The sequence below is a fragment of the Parabacteroides sp. AF14-59 genome, from assembly GCF_003479515.1.
Lineage (GTDB): Bacteria > Bacteroidota > Bacteroidia > Bacteroidales > Tannerellaceae > Parabacteroides > Parabacteroides faecis.
On record NZ_QUHH01000011.1, the window covers coordinates 133,202 to 156,469 of the forward strand.

Below are 23,268 nucleotides of genomic sequence, written 5' to 3' on the forward strand. Positions count from 1 at the left end.
AGATGCTTATTGACGGTGCAAAGCAAATAAATAATTACCGTAAATGAAAGAAATTTATTATCTTTGTGCCGTCTTTATAAAACTAGTTTACAGAATGGATGCAAAAAAAATCTTGTTTATAGCCCAAGAAATAACACCCTACCTTCCCGAATCTGAGATTGCAACGATATGCAGGAATCTGCCGCAAGGCATTCAGGAGCGTGGTCGCGAGATCAGAACTTTCATGCCTAAATTCGGAAATATCAACGAGCGACGCAATCAGTTGCACGAAGTAATCCGCTTGTCAGGTATGAACCTTATCATTGATGATACGGATCACCCGCTGATCATCAAGGTAGCATCCATTCAGGCCGCACGCATGCAGGTGTACTTCATTGATAATGAAGACTTCTTCCAGCGTAAACATACTGTTAGCGATGAGAATGGGAATGATTATGAAGATAACGACGACCGTTCGATCTTCTATGTACGTGGTGTGTTGGAAACAGTGAAGAAACTTCGCTGGATCCCGGATGTGATACATTGTCACGGATGGATGTCTGCACTGACTGCATTATATATAAAAAGAATGTATGCAGACGATCCATGTCTTAAAAATGCAAAAATAGTCTACTCTATTTATAATGATGACTTTAATTCACCGTTAAGAAAAGAATTGGCCCACAAGCTGAAAACTGACGGTGCAAAAGACAGTGACCTGAAAGGCATCAAAGCTGATACCAGCTTTGTCGGCCTGACTAAACTGGCTATCGATATGGCAGATGGCGTGATACAAGGTAGTGAAACGATCAATCAGGATATCCTGGATTATATCGCCACTAAAAAGGACACTCCATTCCTTCCTTATCAATCGCCGGAAACTTATATGGATGCATTCAACGAATTTTACGATGTCGTATTAGATTCTAAATAAGTGAGAGAAAAATGATGAATATCAAGCCTTTATTAATTGGCCTGGGCTTGGGAATAACAATCCTGAGTGGGTGTAGTGATGATTTGAATCTGGTTGGCTCGACAATTCAGCCTGACGGAGACAAAATGCCCGTGTATGTAGATACGTTCCAGATGCAAGCAACAACCTTGCTGATGGATTCGGTATATGCAAGAACTACTAGTGGACTACTCGGCGAGTTTTATGATCCGTTGTACGGTAATGTGAAATCTGATTACATCTGCCAGTTCTACTGTCCGGAGGATTTCAAATTTAAAAAGGAACCGATCAACGGTCAGATTGACTCTGTCGATTTTAAGATCATATATCAGAACAGTGCCTGGGTTGGTGATTCATTAGCTCCTATGCGTGCTCAGATATATCAGGTAACTAAAGAACTGGAAAGGGATTTCTATACAAACTTCGATCCGCTGGAATATTGCGATATGACGCAATCGTTAGGTATGCAGACTTATACTGCGTATGACAACTCAGTTCCGGACAGCGTTAGAACTCATCTGGATAGCAGTGGCAATAATACTTATACTCCAACTATCACGATCCGGATGCCCAAAGAATTCGGACAGAAGTTTTATGACGAATCAATTAAGAATCCGGGAACATTCAGCAGCCAGGAGAATTTCAATAAATTCTTCCAGGGTATATATGTAACAAATACATATGGTAGCGGAAATATCCTGCAGATCAGCTTTTCATCCATTTCTATCTATTATAAATTCAATATGAAAGGTAGTCAGGATCAGGATTCAACAGTACTTACAAGTGAGACATTCAATGTAACGAAAGAAGTATTGCAGTTGAACCGTTTCAAGAATACGGATTTAAACTCGTTATTGGAACCGAGTGATTCAATAGCTTATCTGAAAACACCAGCCGGTGTATATACCCAGTTAACTATTCCTGCACAGGATATCGTTGATAGAATAGGAGACCGGGTTATAAACAATATTCCTCTGACAATGAAAGCGTATCCACAGGAAGAATGGCAATGGGCACTTCCGGCTCCTGCTAATTTATTATTATTACCTAAAGATTCTTTGCCAACATTCTTTGTTAATAATAAGATAGAGGATAATAAAACGGCATTCCGTGCAGACTATAATGCCAGCAGTCGGTCTTATCCATTCGGAAATATCGCTAATTTAATGCAAGAGCATATAAAGAACAATCCGGATAAAGATATGGTATTACTTTTGATTCCGGTTGAACGTATTACAGCTAAATCAAATAGTTATTACGGCCAATCTCAAACATATACAACTGCATTAAATAACTATTTATTACCTTCAGGAGTGAAATTACTTAAATCCAAAGATGCTACAAAAATTATTGTAACAACAACAGAATACAAGTAATATACCACAGACAATTTCTGTAAAACACTTTCCTAAACAGACTAAGTGATAAATTCATTTATAAGCAAAGAATCCGGTTTACACCGGATTCTTTTTTTTTAACATCAATCTAATTTTTCAGGAATACTATTGAATATTTCATTTACTTGTATTTGACCTGGAATGCATTAACTCATGTGTCCACGTACCAGGCCACCCTTCAAATTCATAGCATATATACAACTCTTCCTTTTCCGGATCGTAATAATTTGAAGCATTCATATCAACATAGACACCTTCTCTGATTATCAATTGATTATTGACGGGATTGCGAACTATATATTGCCGGTCATTAGAAGCATTGGCTGTTGTCTCCGCATCACAATAACAACGAGCACCATATCCTGTTTCATACGTATAAGGACCTGTTTTCTTTATGAACCGACGTATCGGATAACTACTCACACTCCAATCTTTCGAATTCTTCTCCAATCCCTCAACGGTATACCAGCCCTGCAAATTATCAGGCCTATAAATAACAAAGATAGTCTTCTTCGACTCTTCAAAATAATATTGAGATACTGACTTCATTGTTATAGGTATAGCGTAAGAATGCCAGTTCTTTAAAGACTTTCCATCGACAGACACAGACGTTTTCACTTCTTTTTCTCCTGATTTCAAAATAATACTGGTTGTTTCTATCGAATAAGCATCTTTAGGCATCATTTCTATGAAGTCTTTCCCTTCTTTATTATAGGAATCCACTGCGTCCGGATCAATTTCCAATTCAAAATGAATATCTTCCTTACAAATAAAATCACTTCCTATCACTACATCATAAACAAAATTCATATTATCATAATGCTGTGAAAACCAAACATCCGTCACTTCTTCATTTGAGAACTTAAACGTGGGACGAAGTATATCCAGCACCAACAACAAATTTGATTTCCCTTTCGTTTCCTGAATATTGCCATTTAATGATTCTATCTTAAGAGGTATGACGTAATCCGAACGATATCCAAGATCATTAGCTATTTTAGCTATATCGACAGTAATATTTGATATTGCCCGTGTCTGATCCGCTGGAATTTCCAGTTCTCTTTCAGGCATAGAATAATACGCTTCGGGTAACAGTTTATACACTGTCTGATATATATTGTTATACTCTTCCAAATAGGCTTTGTCTTCCGATATTTTGACAATTCCTACTTCATCCGTCTCTCCGCTTTTATAAACAGCCACCGGATAAATATACGTTTCCCCCATATTATAAACTGTTTCTATCTGACAGGCATTATTCACAATATAAACTTTATTGGGTATTTCATCCATCATTTCTGAACATGAACAAAGTCCCAAGGAGAGCCATGCAAAAACCACAAAGCTTTTCATATGATTATCTTATTAAGTTTAACAATTACCAACCTGGATTTTGTACCAAATTGACATTTTTAAAGCGCTCTGTATTGGCTATCGGATATATATACATTTTATCCTCCCATTTTCGAGGCTCTACTAAAACACGTTTATATTCAAACGCTCCATCTACACCTTTCTCTATTTCCAATCCATAGATCACATTGGTCCTATCTCCAATTTTCCATCGGCGGATATCCCAAAACCTCTGGCCTTCAAAAGCAAATTCAACCCTTCTCTCATTACGTACTTTTTCACGGAATGCATCCTGCGACAAAGACGTTAAAAGAGGCATACCTACTCTCTGTCTAATTTTATTTAATGCATCTTTCGCTGACAATGAAAACTCTCCACCAGTGTATTCTGGTCCATAAGCCTCATTCAAAGCTTCTGCATAATTCAAAAAAATCTCTGCATAACGGAAAATCACCCATACATGACGTTCTGAAGTGGCACTACCAGTAGTCAAATTAACAGATTCTTTCAAATATTTTTTCAAATAATAAGAAGTCTTGGAAGCTCCATTACGAGGATATCCATTTTTCCCACCTTGGTAAGATTCAACAGTTTCACCTTTCCATGTGGCACCGTTATAAAGCATCGTTTTGAATAACCGAGGATCCCTGCTATTCACATCATACATACTTTCCACATGTTTAGGATTATTAAAATCAAAAGTAGTCCCATCAATCATTTCAAATGCTTCCATCAAATTTTCACTGGGACACATGCCTGTATTACCACCTTCATACCCTACCGGAAAATTAGTAGACTCAAATACATTGCTATTTCCCTCCATCCGTTGAAGAATCAAACCTTTAGCATCCGGATTATTAACTACTTCTTCATTTATAATCTGATACCATCCTCCAGCTTCTGAGAGATCAATCAACTCTTTTGCCGCTTTTGCCGCTTTCAGCCATTTTTCCTTATCATTCGTCGGGTTATGTAAAGGACTGGCTGCATATAATAAAACTCTTGACTTCAATGCCAAAACGGCTCCCTTTGTTATACGTCCAACCTCTTTTCCCGGAACATCATTATAGTTAACAGGCAAATGATCTTTTATTGCATCGCACTCAGATGAGATAAAATCAGTCATGACCTCATAATCCGTTTGTAACAACTCATTCACATCTTCTATCTCCAGAGTTTTTTCAACCAAAGGAACATTTTTATATCGTTTTATCAACTCAAAATAGAAAAATGCTCTTAAAAAACGAGCCTCATACGGATAATACCGATACTGCTTCATCTGTTCCTCATAATCAACATTATACTGATTATCCGGGAAATCTCCCTGATAAGACTCCAAAAATATATTAGCTGCCCGAATTCCTGCATACAGATTTCCCCATTGATCATCTATCGTATTGATAGAGCTCCAACTTCCATTGGTAAATATATGTATAGAAGATGTCGGCCAAACATAAATGGCATCATCTGTAGCAGCATCCAGCATAGCACCGCCTCCCAAATCAGAAGGAAGAAACGAATAAACATGAGTCAACATAGATTTTGCACGAACGAAAACAGAAAAGATATCTTCTTTTTCATATCCTACTGATTCATCAAAATCCAAATAGTCGCAACCGGTAAAAGTACATAAGCCCAATAATCCGGTAAATAATATATTTTTCATTTTCATAATTCAACTCTTTAAATTAAAATTCGATATTCAATCCGATCAAATAAGCCTTCGATGTTGGATAATATGCACTGACCAATTCCGGATCCATTACTTTTACATGATCTGTCATAAATAAGTCTTTACCCTTTACGAAAAAACGTAGGTTAGACAGGAAGATCTTTTTACATAAAGATGCCGGTAAATTGTAATATACTTCCAAATTTCGAAGCTTCATATAAGCTCCATTTTCCATCCAGACCGAATTATTTCGAAAATTATTATCATTTGCCAACGTTGTTAATCTTGGATATTTAGCAACTTTATTATCAGGAGTCCAACGATTAGCCATGTAATAATTTGAAACTGTTTTATCAGAGCCTAAAGGCCAGTATACACTATTTACTTGTGTAACTAAAGTATAATTTGCTAATCCCTGAAAATCAGCCCTCACCCCAAAACCTTTATATTCAAATCCTAATCCAAACCCATAATAAATTTCTGGAATAGAGGTACTATATCCCATACAGACTTTATCGTACTCATTAATAATTCCGTCACCATTCTGATCTTTATATTTAATGTCACCGGGCTTCACATCGGAAAAAGTTTGTTGAGGACTATTCTTTATATCATCATCATCTTCAAAAAATCCGATTGCTTGCATAGCCGAATATTGTCCGATTCTACGATTGGTCATTTTTAAATAGTCTTCCGTCTTGTATTCTTCATTCATCTCTACAATATTAGTCCGCAAAAACGAAAAATTACCTCTTAAATAATACCGGAAGTCTTTCCCTATGACGTCCGTCCAATTCAAAGACAATTCTGTCCCATAATATTCATTAATACCGGAATTCATCATCGGTGCAGATTTCCCCAGTACAGAAGAAACAGCACCAGAAGAAGAAACCAACACATCCTTTTCTTTTTCATAAAAGGCTTCTAATTCTATATACAGGCGATCAAACAAATTTGCTTCCACCCCGATATTCGTTTTAAATGTCGTTTCGTTTTTCAAACCGCTTACAGGCAAACCACCTTCCGCACTTCCACTATTCCAAACCAAATTATTTCCGAAATAATAGCCATTACCACCATTCAGATTATAAAAATGTTTATCTAGTTCATAAGCATAAGGAGCTTTTCCAGTCATACCCCAGGAAGCCCTTAGCTTTAATTGCTTTATGAAATCCATATCTTTCATAAAATTCTCACGGGAAAGGAGCCATGCTGCAGAAACAGCCGGAAATAAACGGAACTTATCACCTTTAGGCATAGTGCTGTAACCGGCATAAGATACAGCCAGATTAAACAGATATTTATCATACAATCCGTAATTCACATTTGCGATCAAACTTTGTCCCAAACGAGAACTGTTTCTACCTGTATATGTATAACTAAACTGATCATAGATTAACGCTGCATTTAAATTACCCGCATTCCAGTCTTTTTCATAATTGATCGTGGCACGCAAAGTGGTCAGCATACTTTGTGATTCCAGCGAGTGATTAAAATCGAGTTCAGTTTCATTACTATAACGGGTAACAGTACTATCCAACAGTGATCCGTCGGATGCACGATGAGGAATAACTTCTTCATAAGCATATGATTTCGACTTCACATCCTTATAAGATGCCCGGTTATCATAAGCTATCGCCAACTCTGCACTCAATCCTTCCGCCAACATAGATAAATCTTGTTTTAGTGTTATATCCGCAAATAACGCTCGATCTTGCACTTGAGTAAAACCTGTACTGGCAATTTTAGCAATCGGATTACTCCAAGTACTGTTCTGCGACCAGATACCTCCAGCCGAACGTATAGGAAAAGCAGCCGAAGGTAAGTTATATAAAGTTGTTATTATCCCATCCATCCCGTTATTAGTATTATACTGTGATAAACGTCCCAATAAATTCAGCTTCAACTGAGTCGTTTTAGTCATTTCAATATCCAAATTTGTTCTGAAATTTAATTTATGGCTAAGAGCCTGCGTTGAATACCCTTCATTCAAATCCGTATGATCCAGAAACCCTGTCACATTAGAATAATTTGCCAATACATAATAACGTACCCTTTTTCCTGAACCGGCAAAAGAAATATTCAATTCGTTTGTCGAACCATGTTTACGCAGCGTTTCTCCCCACCAATCCACGTTAGGATACAAATAAGGATGACCCCCACTTCTAAAATCGGTTATATCATATGATGAATAGCGGGCAGGCAACCCGTCATTTGCTAATGCTTCATTCAACGCATCTGCATATGTCGCAGCATCCGCCAGTTCCGGCAATCTAACCGGAGTTGTAATACCATGATGATAATCGACTTTAATATCCATTGATTTATTACTACCCCGTTTAGTCGTAACAGAAATAACCCCATTACTGCCTCTCATTCCGTACATAGCTAATGCCGCAGCATCTTTTATCACAGAGACCGATTCTATTTCCTCCCGTGAGAGTGTATTCATAGGGCGCTCAAAACCATCGACTATAACTAAAGGCGAACGTCCTCTCAATTGAAATTTAGGACCTTCATAAGACGGCAGAGTCCAATTCTGCTGAACTGTCAACCCCGGCAATAACCCATACAATGCAAACTCAGGATTTACCTGACCAGAAATAGACAAATCTTCGTGAGTTACAGTAGAAACTGATCCGGTAGATATATTCTTCAATGTAGAAATATACCCCAACTGTATTTCTTTGGCATTTTTATCCATCTTAACCACTAAAGAGGGATTGTCCACCACTACTGTTTTCTCATACTCATTAAAAATACAGACTGTCGCTACCTTACCTTTTTCTATCGTAAACCGGGCATTCCCCTGTTTATCCGTCAGCACCGGTTCATACAGTACATCTTTTACGACAATAACAGCTCCCTCTATCGGTTTATTATTTGCGTCCAGTACAGTAGCCTTCACTTCTATTTCCTGGGCATTTCCGACTAATGCGGAAAAAACAAATAATCCTATTGTATATAATTTGTTTCTCATCATATTAAATTTTGAAATTAACCATTACCATCCTGGATTTTGAATCAAGCCATACCGTTTATTCACTTCACTGGGAGGAAAAGCACTGAAATACCATTTGGGAGACCAGTTTTTCTTCCAGTAGCGTTCCGGTAATTTCCATTGCTCATAAGTAAACGGATTGTCCGGATTATTCGTTTTATAGATATACAAACCATGCAGATCTTGCTTAAAAATATCTTCCCGTTTCCAACGTACAAGATCAAACCAGCGAACTTCTTCAAAAGCAAATTCTCGCGCTCTTTCATCCAGAATTTCTTCCCGCAATTCTTCTTTCGAATAGACTTGAGGCAAATTCGGTAAATCGACTCTGTTACGAACCTTATTAATCCAGGAATAAGCCTCACCTATCCGACCTGTTTCATTTAGAGCCTCAGCATAACTCAGATAGATTTCCGGTAAACGCAAATAAGGATAATTCACAACCCGATAAGATAAAGTTGCATCATCACGTTCCCATAAAAACTTACGTGTACCAAACCCAGTTTTACATTGAAGATCGTTCATTGGACCACGCTCTTCTCCTCCTATATATAATTGCGCTGTCCTTCCCTGGAAATAATCGCCATTAACTAATACCGTTTCATACAAGCGCGGATCTCTATTAGTGAAAGGATCTTTCGCATGTTCCGGATTATTCCAATCAAACTTAGTGCCATCCATAAACTCAAATTTATTCACATAATCCAGCGTGACACAGCCTCCTCCATAGGTTCCCATATACTGAGGATGATAGAGGTTAGACCACCAATAAGGAGTAAAGTCATGTCTGAAACGACAGGTCGCAATCAAAATTTCGTTATTATGCCTTTTCCAATACGCATTTATAAAATCTTCCCTCGGATTCCCAGTATCTACCAACTGGAAAACTTCCCCATTTTTATTATTTTCCAAAAAGAAATCTTCACATGCTTTAATCACTTTTTCCCACCGCTGAAAATCTTTATTTCCATACCAAGTCATTTTCTTATCACTAGCTTCTCCTTCCATATAAGGTTCACTATCATTAAATATAGGACTTGCTGCCAATAACAGGACACGAACTTTTAATCCTAATGCACCAGCTCGACAAAAACGACCATCATTTTCTGCTGAAACCTGCCAGGGTAAATCTACAGCTGCTTCATCAATCAATTTTACAATAAAATCAACCATTTCCTCCAAAGTAGCCCTTGGATACTCATTTCCCTCATCTAAAGTTACTGCATGATCAATTATAGGAACACTGCCAAAATGTCTCATCATCTCGTGATAATGACTAGCTATTATCATTTTAGCTTCTGCTTTACCGCGTTTGATATCCTCTTCTGTCATATCCGGAACCCGATCTACATTCTCTATATAAATATATGCCCGGCGAATACCGATCCAACTATATTCCCGATCCGGATTATATCCATATTTAGTACTTGAAGATTCTTCTTCCGTTGCAGCATTATACTGTCCATTATAATATAATCCATCAACACCACCCCAAGTACAAAAAGTTTGGTCAATATCAGTCAATGCCTCCAAGCAGTCATACCCTAATTTATTTCCCATATAAGTCAACGGGAATTCTGTGGCAGGCTGATTGGGACCTACTATACCATAACGTAATGTCGAATAAGCGGCTGTCAATGCTCTGTCAGCATACATTTTAGAAGAAAAAATTGTATCCTGGGTAACATCTACCCCTGGAGCTTTTTCCAGAAACTTATCTCCGAATTTTATATCACTACATGCACAACATAAAGCGATTAGAGACACTGTGGTTAATACAGATATTCTGTTCATCATTTTTTTCATAAGATCTAAGTTTAAAATTTCACGTTGAAACCCAAATTAAAAATCTGAATATTTGGATAATTATAAGAATTACCCGTATTTCCTTCGGGATCGATATCCAACTTCTTCAATTTTGAGAAGGTTAATAAGTTATATCCATTCGCAAAAATACGTAGCGATTGAATCCCTAGCTTTTTCAATCCAGGCAAAGCCATATTGTATCCCAATTCCACATTTTTCAACCGGATATAAGAGGCATCCCACAACCATAGACTGGATGTTTGCTGATTATGGACTTTATTAGCAAATGTAAAACGAGGCATAGTAGCTGTTTCTGCCGTTTCCGGTGTCCAGCGTTCATTGGCCATATACTCCAAAAGACCACGATCATTCGTTGTTCCGAAAGGAGTACGATATTCAACTTGCAATAATCTCGACACATTCGTAGCACCTGTCCACTGCATCGAAAAATCAAAATTGTTCCAGGAAAAACCACCTAACAAACCAAATATATATTCCGGACGAGCACTATATCCAAAATAAGTTTTATCATCACTGTCTATTACATTATCATGATTTAAATCTTTATACATAGCGTCCCCTGGTTTAGCATCTACAGAATGGACAGGAATATTATCTTTCAATTTTCCATCTGCATCGAAATCGTCTTCAGAAAAAAAGCGATCAAAAATATACCCGTAATTCAATCCGATAGGACGCCCGGTCTGAGCCATATAAGGTTCATTCGGTTCCACCTCATCAAAATATTTTACTTCGTTCCGTGCAAACGACACGTTGAAACCTGTCCAATAATTAAACTTATTAACCTGATCTTGCCATCTCAAAGACAATTCATAACCATAATTATCCACCTTACCTATATTTACCAAAGGGAGATCGACTGCAATAATCGAAGGAATAGTTTTACGTTGAGACAATATATCCCGACGTTTTTCATAAAAGAAATCAGCAGAAAGTGATAATCTGGAATCCAAAGTTTTAATATCCACTCCATAATTTTGTTTTGCCGAAGTTTCCCAAGTCACATCCGGATTTCCTAATGTTTTTTCTATTGCTCCCGGTTGAATAGTAGAAGTTGTACCCAAATTATATCCATAACTACCAGTACTAGGATCGAAACTTCCTGCCAGATACAAAAAACGATATCCGGAAAATTTATCATTACCCACCAATCCGTAAGAAGCCCTCAATTTCAAGTAGTCCAATACTCGTTGATTTTTCATCCACTTTTCTTCCGTCATTACCCAACCGACAGATGCTGCCGGAAAAAAGCCATAACGCAGTCCCGGAGCAAAATTTTCAGAACCATTATATCCCATATTCAAATCAATCATATAACGGGTTTTGTAATCATAAGTAACTCTACCTACCAACCCGACATATCCGGTTGGTATTTCTGTATATACCGAAGGATAGTATGTTTTTTGCTGGTTATACAGTAACAAACCAGATACATTATGGTCACCGAATTGCTGGTTATAACGTAGGCTGAATTCACCATACCAGTCTCTATCTTTTCCATATGACTCACTGTAAGAAAGAACGTCTTTTGCACCTAAGTGACGAAATACAACTGTCTTATCAAAACCTGGATCTGTTATCGATATTGTCGGATCATCAATTGTCCCTTTATAAAGAGCTATATAATTGTCTTGAGCATTGTTAGCCCGGCTTTTCTTAAAATAATACGATGTATTATATGCAGCTTTTACCTCCGCTGAAAGTCCTTTTGTTATAAAATCGAGTTTCTGATTAATTGTAATATCAAAATTTAAAACGTTTTGAGTCGATTTATCATATCCATACAAATAATATCGGCTCAAGCCATCATCTTTAGATAATGGAATATAATAATCACTACTCTTCACATACTTTCCATCCACAATACCCGCACCACCAAAAGGTTGTCCCCAGATAATAGAACGCCACAAATCTGTATTTTTAGGTTCATTAGTCACCCCTACACGACCTCCGATATTGACTTTGACTAACGTTGTCTTAGTTACATCAATATCTAAGTTTGATCTGTAATTATAACGGCTATAAGTGTAATTAGGATTATAAGTCTCTTCAAATTTTCTCAGCATCCCATTCTGATACATATATCCTAAAGAGACAAAATAACGAACTCGATCCGTACCACCGGTAAGCGTCACATTATGCTGGGTTTGCCAAGAATATTTTTTCGTTATATAGCTTTCCCAATCAATGCTTGGAAAGATAAGAGGATCTTTTCCTTCCTTAAACATTTGGGTAACAAAAGGAGTAAATGTAAGTTCTTCCGGCTTTAAAGAGGGATTATCATTCAACTCTGTCTCCGAATACAACAAAGCATGCTTATAGCTATCCACGATAGATAAATGTCGGATCGCATGAGTCAAACCGGCCGATGAAGTCACCGATATAGACGTTTTACCTTTTTCTCCCCTCTTTGTTGTTACCAGAATAACTCCATTAGCTCCTTTCACACCAAATACGGCTGTTGCCGATGCATCTTTCAGAACTGTAACATTCTCTATTTCATTCGGATCCATTTGAAAGAAAGAACGTTCTACTCCATCTACTAAAATCAATGGGCGAGAAGCATCTACAGATAAAGAGCCGGTTCCACGAACAAATATTTCTGGATCTTCAGCTCCGGGTTGGCCGGAAACCTGTACAGAAGATACCCCACTCACTGCTCCTGCCAATATATTTCCGACACTGGAACTAGGAGATTTTACTAATGCTTTAGTATCTATAGATGAAATTGCACCTGTAATCGTTACTTTTTTTTGTGCACCATAAGCTACTATTTGTACCTCTTCCAGTTGTTCTGCCTTAATTTCTAATTCAACTTCTACACTTTGGCTTTCCTTCACCGAAATCTCTCGGGTAAAATAGCCTATATAGGAAATAACAAGAGTTAATTCCTTTTCCTCATTTGGCATACGAATAGAGAAATATCCATCCACATCACTCAAAACACCTGTAGTCGTATTTTTTATTATAATATTGGCTCCTATAACAGGTTCTTGAGTTATAGCATCAACCACTCGTCCTTTTACATATTTATTATCAACAGGTTGCTGGATAAGCTTTTTTATTTCAGTCTTTTCCTTCGTAGCTACTTGTTTTTTTATAATGATATGTTTTCCTTTGATCTCATAACTCAAACTCCTGTCTTTTAATACGTAATCCAATATTTGAGTCACAGATTTATTTTCTAAAGAAACAGACACTTCATCATCTAAAGAAATGACATCTGTATCAATCCAAAAAGAATAATCACTTTTATTCTCTATATACAAAAAAACATCCTTAATCGTCACTTTTTGTAAATCTACACTTAATACGGTAGTTAATGCCTCTACATTTTTACACAAAACATTTTGTGCCCAAAACATCAGAATAATAATAAAAAAGAACTGCCTTATCGCACTCCCAAAGCTCCTCGCCCTCCAATAGGCTCTCACTTCCCTTCGAAAATAGTGTGTTTTCATATTTTATTAAATTACAAATAAATAGATTAACTAAATACTATTGCTATCATAGCCTTTTCTCTCTCCTTTACAATTGATTTCTTAAACTAATTTCTCCATACTCTTTTATTTTTTAGAATAAATACTATATACATTATCTCTATATACATATTGAAGATCAAGACTACTACTTACAATATCCAGTATTTCCGTAATAGATTGATTAACTGAAAAACTACCATAAAAGACTTTTTGATTATAAGTCGTACTTTCCATTTGAATTTCTACATTATACTGTCGCCTAAGAGTTTGTATAATATCAGACAATGGTTCCATATCAAAACGAAGAATTCCCCTTCTCCAATCTGCCACTTTATGAATATCAATATATTTTTTGCTATACCCTGACTGTCCTTTTCTATAAACGATTTCTTCTTCAGGTTGAACAAACAACTGATCTTTTTCAGACTCAAGATTTAATGCAATTTTACCTTCCTGCAAAGCGACTTTTACGATTTCCATATCAGAGTAGTTACGAATACTAAATTTAGTACCATATACTCTGACTGAAACAGAGTCCGTTTTAACAATAAAGGGTAGCTGTTGATTTTTTCTCACACAAAAATAGGCCTCTCCTTTTAAATAGACTTCCCTGTTTTTGGTTCCATAATCAGAAGTATATTTAAATTCACTACCGGAATTCAACCAGACCTCAGTGCTATCCGATAAATAGAAAAATGAATGCTTACTATTAGGTACACAAACAATAAACTCTTCTGCCTTATGAACACTTGTACCTAAATAGTGATAGAAATAAAATCCGATAAACACACAAAAAAATAATACAGCAGCATATTTCATAAAAGATCGCAAATGATGCACAAACACTTTTTTCTGCGTATTCTTCTGACGTTTCAAAAATTGTTGATATGCCAGATCACCATTATACCTGCTTTGTTTCCAAAAATCTGTGACTAAATTTGCCTTCTGGTAAGATAGTAAATATTGTTTGTTTTCCTCTTGCTCATTCACCCACATAAAGAGACGTTCCACATCTTCTTCTGATATGGAATGTTCTAAAAAAGTAATTATCAATTGGTCTATATCTTGTTTTTTCATGTACATAATTCTGTCTTTTATAATTAAGACGAAATTTATGTACAATAGGGTAGTGGCTTTTTTATTTTTATTTAAACATAATGATAAGAAGTATCTTTAGATAGTCTTTCAAATTGGCATGAAAAAACGCCAATGCCTTTTTCATATGGTACTTTACTGTATTAATAGATATACCTAATTTATCAGATATTAAAGAATAAGACATATCATGAAAACGATTCAATATAAAAACATTTCTGGTCTCTTCCGATAAAGAAGACAACAGAGTCTCTATACGATTTTCTAATTCACTGGAATTCAAGTGTTCCAAAGGAGTAATATTTTCATCTGCAATGGTTTCAAAAAGTAAATCTCTCAACTCCCGACTACATGAATGTTCTTTTTTATAAGCATTTGCATCTAAATAATCCAGACAAGCATTCTTTACAGATTTTATCAAATAACGTTGTATAGATTTATCTATATGAATAGTCTCTCTTCTTTCCCACAACTTAAAAAAAACATCACTTACGATCGATCGTGCAATAAAGTCATCTTCAACAAATTCATATGCAATCTGACATAAAATCGGATAATAACGCTCAAACAGATATTTATAAGCATCGTTATCCCCTTGTTTTATTCCTTGCACCAAATCAAACTCATCCATGTCATTCCAGAACTGATAAACAACCTAAATCTATTAAGATTCAACATACCTAAACAAAATAGGAGTATGCTTAAAAAGCATACCCCTTTTTATATTTATAGTCTTGTAACGCAATTCATTTCCATAAAATCAAGCTTCCGTTTTCTTCTTCGTTGTTGTTTTCTTTTTCAACTTTTCAAGCTCTTTCTGAAGATCTTCAATCTCTTCTCCCTGATTCTTGATTGTTGTAAGAAGTGAGTTAAGTTCCTCGTTTTCGATTGTTTCCGGGAACTGAGCATTTACACGGGCAATGAAATCAGATAAAACATTCATATAGTTATTGAATGCATCATACGGATTATCATACGGACTAAAACCGCTATTTCCATGCTTCGTACTCATATAGAAGAAATGATCGCTACTCTGCAAATAATTCCAGTCTTGTTTAATACGACGTTCTTCTACCAGGCCAACACGTTCGCTTATGCTATTAATCTTATGGAATGCTTCCTGTTGCAGGACATTACCTAACCAGGAGCTGCAGTCCTTTTCTTCATCAACCCATGACATCGGATAAGGAACAGAAATCGAATCAACCGGTTTCAGTAAAGCAAACACTTCCGATGGTGTAGAGAAACCGATTCCCTTGTCAGCTGCGAAACGAGGCAATGCCTTAAAGAAATCGAATATACCAGTTTCTGCCGGATTTAAAGAACCCAACACTTCATAATTCATAAACAGATTTATAATCTGTTCCGAATCCGGAGTAGCCGCGATCCATGAAATATATTTATCTGCAGTCAACGGATATTCATTCCAGTTATAGTTATTGAAACGCAAAGATAAATCTTCACTGAAACGGTCGTTCTTCAACAGCAGTTTCAATTGAGGCTGTATACAAGAGCTATACATATAATTCGGACTCTTCCATCCCAGAATATGTTTTGCACCTTCAGTCAACATACCCTTGAAACCCATCTTATAAACTGCATCAGAAATATCGTCTGAATAGATCAACTCTGTATTACGGAACACTTTCGGTTTTACACCGAACAGGTCGTGTATCTTTTGCTTATGTTTCTTTACCTGATCCTGAAACTCTTCGATATTCTCGCCCAAAGAAGCCAGCGAGTGAGCATATGTTTCAGCCAGGAATTCCACATTGCCTGTAGCTGCCAACTCCTTAAAGCTATCGATCACTTCCGGAGAATAGATCTCCATCTGCTCCAAAGCCAAACCGGAAATAGAGAATGCAACTTTAAATTTGCCACCACTTGTTTTGATCATTTCCAGGATTGCCTTGTTAGCCGGCAAATAGCAACGTTCAGCTATACGACGCATAATTTCTTCATTCTGGAAGTCATCATAGTAATAATGGTCGTTTCCGATATCAAAGAAACGGTATCTTTTCAGGCGGAACGGCTGATGTATCTGAAAATAAAAGCAGATCGTTTTCATAATATAATTGTTTTAATTTTTGTCTTGTCGTTATTTATTAATCACTTGTTCGTAGATACGGCGAACTTTCTGTCCGGCATATTCCCACTTGATATTATCTACCTCTTTCTTTCCTTCCACTTTCAGGAATTCATGCATAGCCGGATAGGTAATAATAGAATACATGGCATCAGCCATCGCTTCAATATCCCAATAATCCACCTTCACCGCATAGTCCAGAATCTCCGCACAACCCGACTGTTTTGAAATTATAGACGGGACACCACATTGCATGGCTTCAAGCGGAGATATACCAAACGGTTCTGATACAGAAGGCATTACATACACATCACTAGCCTTGAGCACTTCGTACACTTGTTTACCTTTCATAAATCCGGTAAAATGGAAACGGTCGGAAATATTGCGTTCAGCCGCCAAACGGATCATCTTATTCATCATATCACCGCTACCAGCCATCACAAAGCGTGTTTTCGGAGCTTTAGCCAACACTTTAGCAGCTGCTTCCACAAAATATTCAGGGCCTTTCTGCATAGTAATACGTCCCAGGAACGTGATCACTTTATCTTTCACTCCCTTCTTATCCTGGATAGCCAGGATTTCGGGACTCATTGGTTCCACTGCATTATGAACGGTCGTTACTTTCGACGGGTCCTGATGATATTTTTCAATTACCGTCTGACGAGTCAGGTTACTAACAGTCATAATATGATCGGCATTATCCATACCGTTCTTTTCGATAGCATATACATCCGGGTTCACATTACCGCGACTTCTGTCGTAATCGGTTGCATGCACATGAATCACCAGAGGCTTACCGCTGACATTCTTTGCATGGATACCGGCCGGATAAGTCAGCCAGTCGTGTGCATGTATTATATCGTACTGCTCTGTACGGGCAATTACACCGGCTACAATGGAATAGTTATTAATCTCTTCCAGCAAATTATCCGGATAACGTCCGGAGAATTCCATACACCCCAGGTCGTTCACATGACGATAACTGAAGTCTGCATATATATGGTCACGATATTCAAAATATTTCTGTGGGTCCATAAACTTGGACAAGCGATTTTTCACATGTTCCATGTCTACATCGCGCCACACGATCGGGACATTACAAACTCCTATGATTTTAAGAAAACTCTGGTCTTCATCGCCCCAGGGTTTCGGTATACAAAATGTTATATCCATATCCGGCTGCATAGCCATGCCTCTGGTCAGTCCATAACTGGCCGTTCCTAATCCTCCCAGGATATGCGGAGGAAATTCCCATCCAAACATCAATGCTTTCATCTGGTACTTGTTTTATTCGGCGTTATACTTCTTCAATAAATCCACTACCCTGAGAATAGCGGCCACATTCATTGCAAACGAAATAGCACCACGACCGGTGAACGGTGGGTTACCATCGAACAACTCCGGTATAGTACCGATGCAATGCAATGACATTTCATCCTCCATACTTATCAACATACGTTCGGCAAAAGAGACACCACTCTTTCCGAATACCCGAAGATAAGCTTCCAGATACGCTCCCAATAACCAGGGCCATGCCGTACCTTGATGGTAAGCCTGATCACGCTCGTATTGCGGACCGACATAATAAGGTCTGTAGCCTTCACTCTTCGGACTAAGCGAACGCAGTCCTTTAGGTGTCAACAGTTCTTTCGTAACGATATCTACGACGCTGCGTTTCTGAACTCTCGTCAACGGAGAATAAGGAACAGAAACAGCAAAGATCATATTAGGACGTACACTCCAGTCCACAATAGAACCATTCACCGAATCAAACAGATAGTTATATCCATTCACGAATGTTTCCTGGAAAGAAATATCCATTGCCTTGATCAGCTTATCGTATTTTTCGATTGGCACGCCGCCCATCAATTCTGTATAGAAACAAAGAGCGTTATACCACAGGGCATTAAACTCTACTATATAACCGGAACGAGGTACAACAGGTTTACCGTTTATGGTCGAGTTCATCCAGGTAATCGCTTTATCGCGGCCATTGGCAAATAGCAGGCCATTTTCCATCACCTTCATATCCGGATGTTTCTGCCCGGAGATAAACTCTAATATCTCATTCACAAATTCTCCATACAGTTCTTTGGCACGTTCGAGACCTGCCTCTCTGGCATACTGTTGTATAGCCCAGATAGCCCACAGGAACACATCTGGTTCATCTATTTCACGAATAACTGCATCCGGTTTATTTTCAGCCATATAAGCCCTCACAGCCGGCATGGCTGTGTGCATAATCTTTTCAAAACGCACCGGATCGGCAATAGACAGGGTACAACCGGGAAGTGCCACAAACAAGTCTCTTGCACGCACTTTGAACCACGGATAGCCGGCCAGCAGATAAGCATCGTCTTCTTTCGGACGGAAATAAAATTGCTGTGCCGAGTTCTTCAGACAGTTAAAGAAGCTGGTACGCGGCGTACGGGCATTCACCTCGTTTTCATACAAACTCTTCAAACGCGTAGTGGCAACCGGACTATCACCGGCACTGAATATGATCGATTCTCCCTTTTTGATAGGAATTTCAAAATAACCGGGGACATACAGGTCTTCCTTATACGGATAACCTCTCTCCTGTTCTTTCGGGTATTCAATCCCATTATACCAATAAGGTTCATAAACAAATTTCACTTTCTTATTGAACTGCATATATAATTCCGGATATCCATGATACATGCAAGTCTTTATCCCGTTGGGTACTTCTGTATACGACTGATTCACATTCCCGTTAGCCTGGGTTAGTGATTTTACGCTACGAAAAGCAAGGAAAGGGCGGAAACGGAGGGTAGTTGCAGAATGGGCGTCTTCAAGAGTGTACTTGATCATGATGCGGTTTTCATACAAAGAAAATACTTTTTCCTTTGAAAAAATAACCCCTCCAACCCGATAGAGTGTACGTGGAACTGTATCTGAGCTATACTCGCGGATATATTTATGTCCCTTAGGGCTAAAGTTATCCCCTTGGTATTTATGTAAACCCAGGTTGAACTCCGCACCATGTTGGATCACTGTTTCATCCAGTGAAGAAAGCAACACATGGTTATCGTCGTCTATCTCGGGCACAGGCATAACGAGTAATCCGTGGTATTTTCTTGTATTACAATCCACAACAGTCGTACAATGATAAGCCCCCGTCCGGTTGGTTCGGAGTACTTCACGAGTCAACGACTCCTCCAGGTTTATCATTACTGTTTTGTCAAATTTAAGATAACTCATATTTGTATTTGGTTTTAAGTTTATGCTTATATAATTAAAATGATATGATATCCAGACCAAATGTATCACTTAAAAACTAAAAAAACAAACTAGCTTTCATATTTATTTAGAAACTCTATTTTTTTAAAACAACGAAGATATTGATAAATAACCGATTAGAAAATGTAGCACGACCAGAGATGTGTTGTCAAACACATACTAAGTTGTTAAAAACATCAAATACACCACACTATGAATATCTTAGACTTGCTCTAAAAAGGTTCGAATTTCATTACTTTCGGACAACTACACTTGATTACGAAAACAAAATATTTATTCTACGGGTTATAAAACAAAGAATCGTATGTAATGAAGACTATTTCTTCACATTGTAATTGCTTGTCGATAATTGTCGGTAAACCTGTCGACAATTATAGGTAAACTTGTCGATAATTATAAACAAGTCTGCCCACAATTATCGATAGGCAAACAGATAACGAATCGAATAGGAAATCTACAGGGGAATTATTCTATAACCCAGGTATTTTTTCCATATTTGCACCTTAAAAAGAAATATCAGGGAAATAATCAAGTAATATAATATATAATGTATAAGAGATATGACACAAACAGTAAATAATCCATTCTTTCAACAATATAATACTCCGTTTGCAACACCTCCTTTCAACGACATAAAGATCGAGCATTACGAACCTGCATTCGATGAAGGAATCAAACAACTGGAAAAAGAAATTCAGGAGATAGCAGAAAACGAACAACCTGCTACTTTCGAAAACACAATCGTTGCATTGGAAAGGAGTGGCAAGCTACTTGAAAAAGTAAGTTCAGTATTCTTCAATGTGCTTAATGCAGAAGCTAATGATGAAATGATGGATCTTTCACAACAAGTCTCCCCGAAATTATCGGAAAGTTCCAATAATATATTTCTCAACGAGAAACTGTTCGCACGTATTAAAAATATTTACGGACAAAAGGAACAGCTAAGCTTATCAACGGAAGACGCCAAATTACTGGAAGATACGTTCGAATCATTCTGCGTACGCGGAGCAAATTTAAGTCAGGAAGACAAGGAGAAATATCGTAAACTCAGTTCAGAGCTAAGTACCTTGACGCTAACCTTCGACCAGAATGCATTGAAAGACAAAAACAGATACGAACTGCTCCTCACAGAAGAAAAAGATCTGACCGGACTTCCCGAAAGCATCCGCGAAGCGGCAGCACACAGGGCAAAGGAAAAAGGGAAAGATGGCTGGCTGTTCAACCTGTCTGCCCCCAGTTATATTCCCTTCATGCGCTATTCGGCTCTACGCCCTCTGCGTGAAGCTATGTACCGGAAATATATGAGCATCGGAAATAAAGGGGATGAATATGATAACAAAGAGATTATCCGCCGGATCGTCAACATCCGGTTGGAAATAGCCCGGCTCATGGGACACAACACCTATGCAGAATATTCACTCAAACGAACGATGGCTAAAACACCGACCAACGTATATAGACTATTGGAACAATTACTAAAAGCTTATAAACCGGTTGCTATCAATGAATACAATGCCGTTCAGGGCTTCGCGATGGGGATTGAAAAAGAGAATATCACCGTCATGCCCTGGGACTGGAGTTATTATTCCGAAAAGCTGAAAGACATCCGTTTCAATGTAAATGACGAGATGACGCGTCCGTACTTCGAACTGAATAATGTTAAAAACGGTGTTTTCGGACTTGCAACACAATTGTACGGAATCACATTCAGGGAAAACAAAGAAATTCCTGTTTACCATCCGGAAGTCGATGCTTACGAAGTATATGACGCCGACGGTAAATTTCTTTCTATCCTGTATACAGACTTCCATCCACGCGACGGTAAACAATCGGGAGCCTGGATGAACAGTATCAAAGAGCAATACAACGAAGCCGATGGTAACGACAGCCGTCCACAGATCATCATTGTTATGAACTTTACGCGTCCGACAGAAACCAAACCGTCCTTACTGACTTTCGACGAAGTGAATACCCTCCTGCATGAGTTCGGGCATGCGCTGCACGGCATGTTCGCCAAAGGGAAATATGCCAGCCTGTCCGGTACGAACGTGTATCGCGACTTTGTAGAACTTCCTTCCCAACTTATGGAAAACTGGTTGACGGAAAAAGAATTCCTGGATCAGATCGCCGTACATTACGAGACAGGAGAAAAGATACCTCAGGAGCTTATCCGCAAGCTAGTCGATGCCGCCAATTTCAACACAGGATATTTCTGTTGCCGCCAGCTGAGTTTCGGTATGCTGGATATGGCATGGCATACCCGGACAGAACCATTTGATAGAGATGTTATCGCTTTCGAGAAGCAGGCATGGGCACAGACCGTTATTGTTCCGGAAGTTTCCGGAACATTGATGAGCAGCAGTTTCGGTCATATCTTCTCCGGAGGCTATGCAGCCGGATATTACGGATATAAATGGGCAGAAGTGCTGGATGCAGACGCTTTCTCCGTTTTCAAGACAACCGGGATATTCAACCGTGAAACAGCCCGATCATTCCGTGAAAACGTCCTGTCGAAAGGAGGAACAGAAGACCCGGCTATATTGTATAAACGCTTCCGCGGACAGGAGCCGACCATCGATGCCCTGCTTATACGAAACGGTATTAAACAGGCTGAACCGAAAGCAAATAGCAATTGATATAAAAATAGCTAAACATACAATAGTTAAATCAATTATATTTACCTTTGCTAGCTAAAATAATAAGTACAAAATCAGGTAAACAATGTGCGAAAAAACAGAAAAGCAATATGAATTAGATAAACGTTATCTGAGAATGGCCGCAGTCTGGGCCGAAAATTCATATTGCAAACGGCGACAGGTCGGTGCACTGATAGTTAAGGACCAAATGATTATTTCCGATGGATACAACGGGACACCTGCCGGTTTTGAAAATATCTGTGAAGATGAAAATAATGTAACCAAGCCCTATGTGTTACATGCCGAAGCTAATGCCATAACAAAAGTGGCGGCATCTTCAAACAGCAGCAAAGGGGCAACAATCTACGTTACTTCGGCACCTTGTATAGAATGCGCCAAACTGATTATCCAATCAGGTATTAAGCGTGTTGTATATTCAGAGAAGTATCGGATGGAAGACGGATGCAATTTATTGCAACGTGCAGGTATTAGCATAGATTATATTGATATAAACGAATAAAATATAC

The 23,268-nt window shown here is 38.1% G+C and carries 14 protein-coding genes; 4 read left to right on the plus strand and 10 right to left on the minus strand.

The window, feature by feature from the left end:
- Positions 1-94 precede the first annotated feature (94 nt).
- Positions 95-913, plus strand: coding sequence for a glycogen/starch synthase (locus tag DWW23_RS13460; protein WP_122353803.1), 819 nt, complete (start codon positions 95-97; stop codon positions 911-913).
- A 14-nt stretch (positions 914-927) separates the two neighbouring features.
- Entirely contained in the window at positions 928-2,307 is a 1,380-nt protein-coding gene (locus tag DWW23_RS13465) for a DUF4270 domain-containing protein (protein WP_122353859.1), read from the plus strand.
- Positions 2,308-2,445: 138 nt separating this feature from the next.
- Here the strand turns inward: DWW23_RS13465 and DWW23_RS13470 are convergent, their stop codons facing one another.
- The 10 genes from DWW23_RS13470 to DWW23_RS13515 all read right to left on the minus strand — a co-directional run bounded on the left by DWW23_RS13470 (position 2,446) and on the right by DWW23_RS13515 (position 20,066).
- On the minus strand, positions 2,446-3,681 hold the full coding sequence (locus DWW23_RS13470) for a DUF1735 domain-containing protein (protein ID WP_122353804.1): 1,236 nt from the start codon (positions 3,679-3,681) through the stop codon (positions 2,446-2,448).
- A 25-nt stretch (positions 3,682-3,706) separates the two neighbouring features.
- On the minus strand, positions 3,707-5,353 hold the full coding sequence (locus DWW23_RS13475; RefSeq protein WP_122353805.1) for a RagB/SusD family nutrient uptake outer membrane protein: 1,647 nt from the start codon (positions 5,351-5,353) through the stop codon (positions 3,707-3,709).
- A gap of 16 nt (positions 5,354-5,369) precedes the next feature.
- Positions 5,370-8,333 carry a SusC/RagA family TonB-linked outer membrane protein gene (locus DWW23_RS13480; RefSeq protein WP_158583185.1) on the minus strand — a complete coding sequence of 988 codons (2,964 nt, stop codon included), beginning with the start codon at positions 8,331-8,333 and terminating at the stop codon, positions 5,370-5,372.
- Between the two features lie 24 nt (positions 8,334-8,357).
- Complete coding sequence (locus DWW23_RS13485) at positions 8,358-10,160, minus strand: RagB/SusD family nutrient uptake outer membrane protein (RefSeq protein WP_122353807.1); 1,803 nt, start codon at positions 10,158-10,160, stop codon at positions 8,358-8,360.
- Positions 10,161-10,171: 11 nt separating this feature from the next.
- The gene (locus DWW23_RS13490; protein WP_233564333.1) at positions 10,172-13,642 is read right to left on the minus strand and encodes a TonB-dependent receptor; all 3,471 of its coding nucleotides are present in this window, start codon (positions 13,640-13,642) and stop codon (positions 10,172-10,174) included.
- A 105-nt stretch (positions 13,643-13,747) separates the two neighbouring features.
- Positions 13,748-14,740, minus strand: coding sequence for a FecR family protein (locus DWW23_RS13495; protein WP_158583186.1), 993 nt, complete (start codon positions 14,738-14,740; stop codon positions 13,748-13,750).
- 67 nt (positions 14,741-14,807) lie between these two features.
- Positions 14,808-15,389, minus strand: a complete 582-nt coding sequence (locus tag DWW23_RS13500; protein WP_122353809.1) for an RNA polymerase sigma-70 factor — start codon at positions 15,387-15,389, stop codon at positions 14,808-14,810.
- Between the two features lie 129 nt (positions 15,390-15,518).
- Positions 15,519-16,826 carry a glycoside hydrolase family 57 protein gene (locus DWW23_RS13505; protein WP_122353810.1) on the minus strand — a complete coding sequence of 436 codons (1,308 nt, stop codon included), beginning with the start codon at positions 16,824-16,826 and terminating at the stop codon, positions 15,519-15,521.
- A 30-nt stretch (positions 16,827-16,856) separates the two neighbouring features.
- Positions 16,857-18,119: a glycosyltransferase gene (locus tag DWW23_RS13510; RefSeq protein WP_122353811.1), complete on the minus strand. Its 1,263-nt coding sequence runs from the start codon at positions 18,117-18,119 to the stop codon at positions 16,857-16,859.
- Positions 18,120-18,131: 12 nt separating this feature from the next.
- A complete protein-coding gene (locus tag DWW23_RS13515; RefSeq protein WP_122353812.1) occupies positions 18,132-20,066 on the minus strand; it encodes a glycogen debranching enzyme N-terminal domain-containing protein in 1,935 nt (644 codons plus the stop codon).
- Positions 20,067-20,665: 599 nt separating this feature from the next.
- Between DWW23_RS13515 and DWW23_RS13520 the strand changes: the two genes are divergently transcribed.
- Positions 20,666-22,741, plus strand: a complete 2,076-nt coding sequence (locus DWW23_RS13520; RefSeq protein ID WP_122353813.1) for a M3 family metallopeptidase — start codon at positions 20,666-20,668, stop codon at positions 22,739-22,741.
- An 85-nt stretch (positions 22,742-22,826) separates the two neighbouring features.
- A complete protein-coding gene (locus DWW23_RS13525) occupies positions 22,827-23,261 on the plus strand; it encodes a dCMP deaminase family protein (RefSeq protein WP_122353814.1) in 435 nt (144 codons plus the stop codon).
- Positions 23,262-23,268 lie beyond the last annotated feature (7 nt).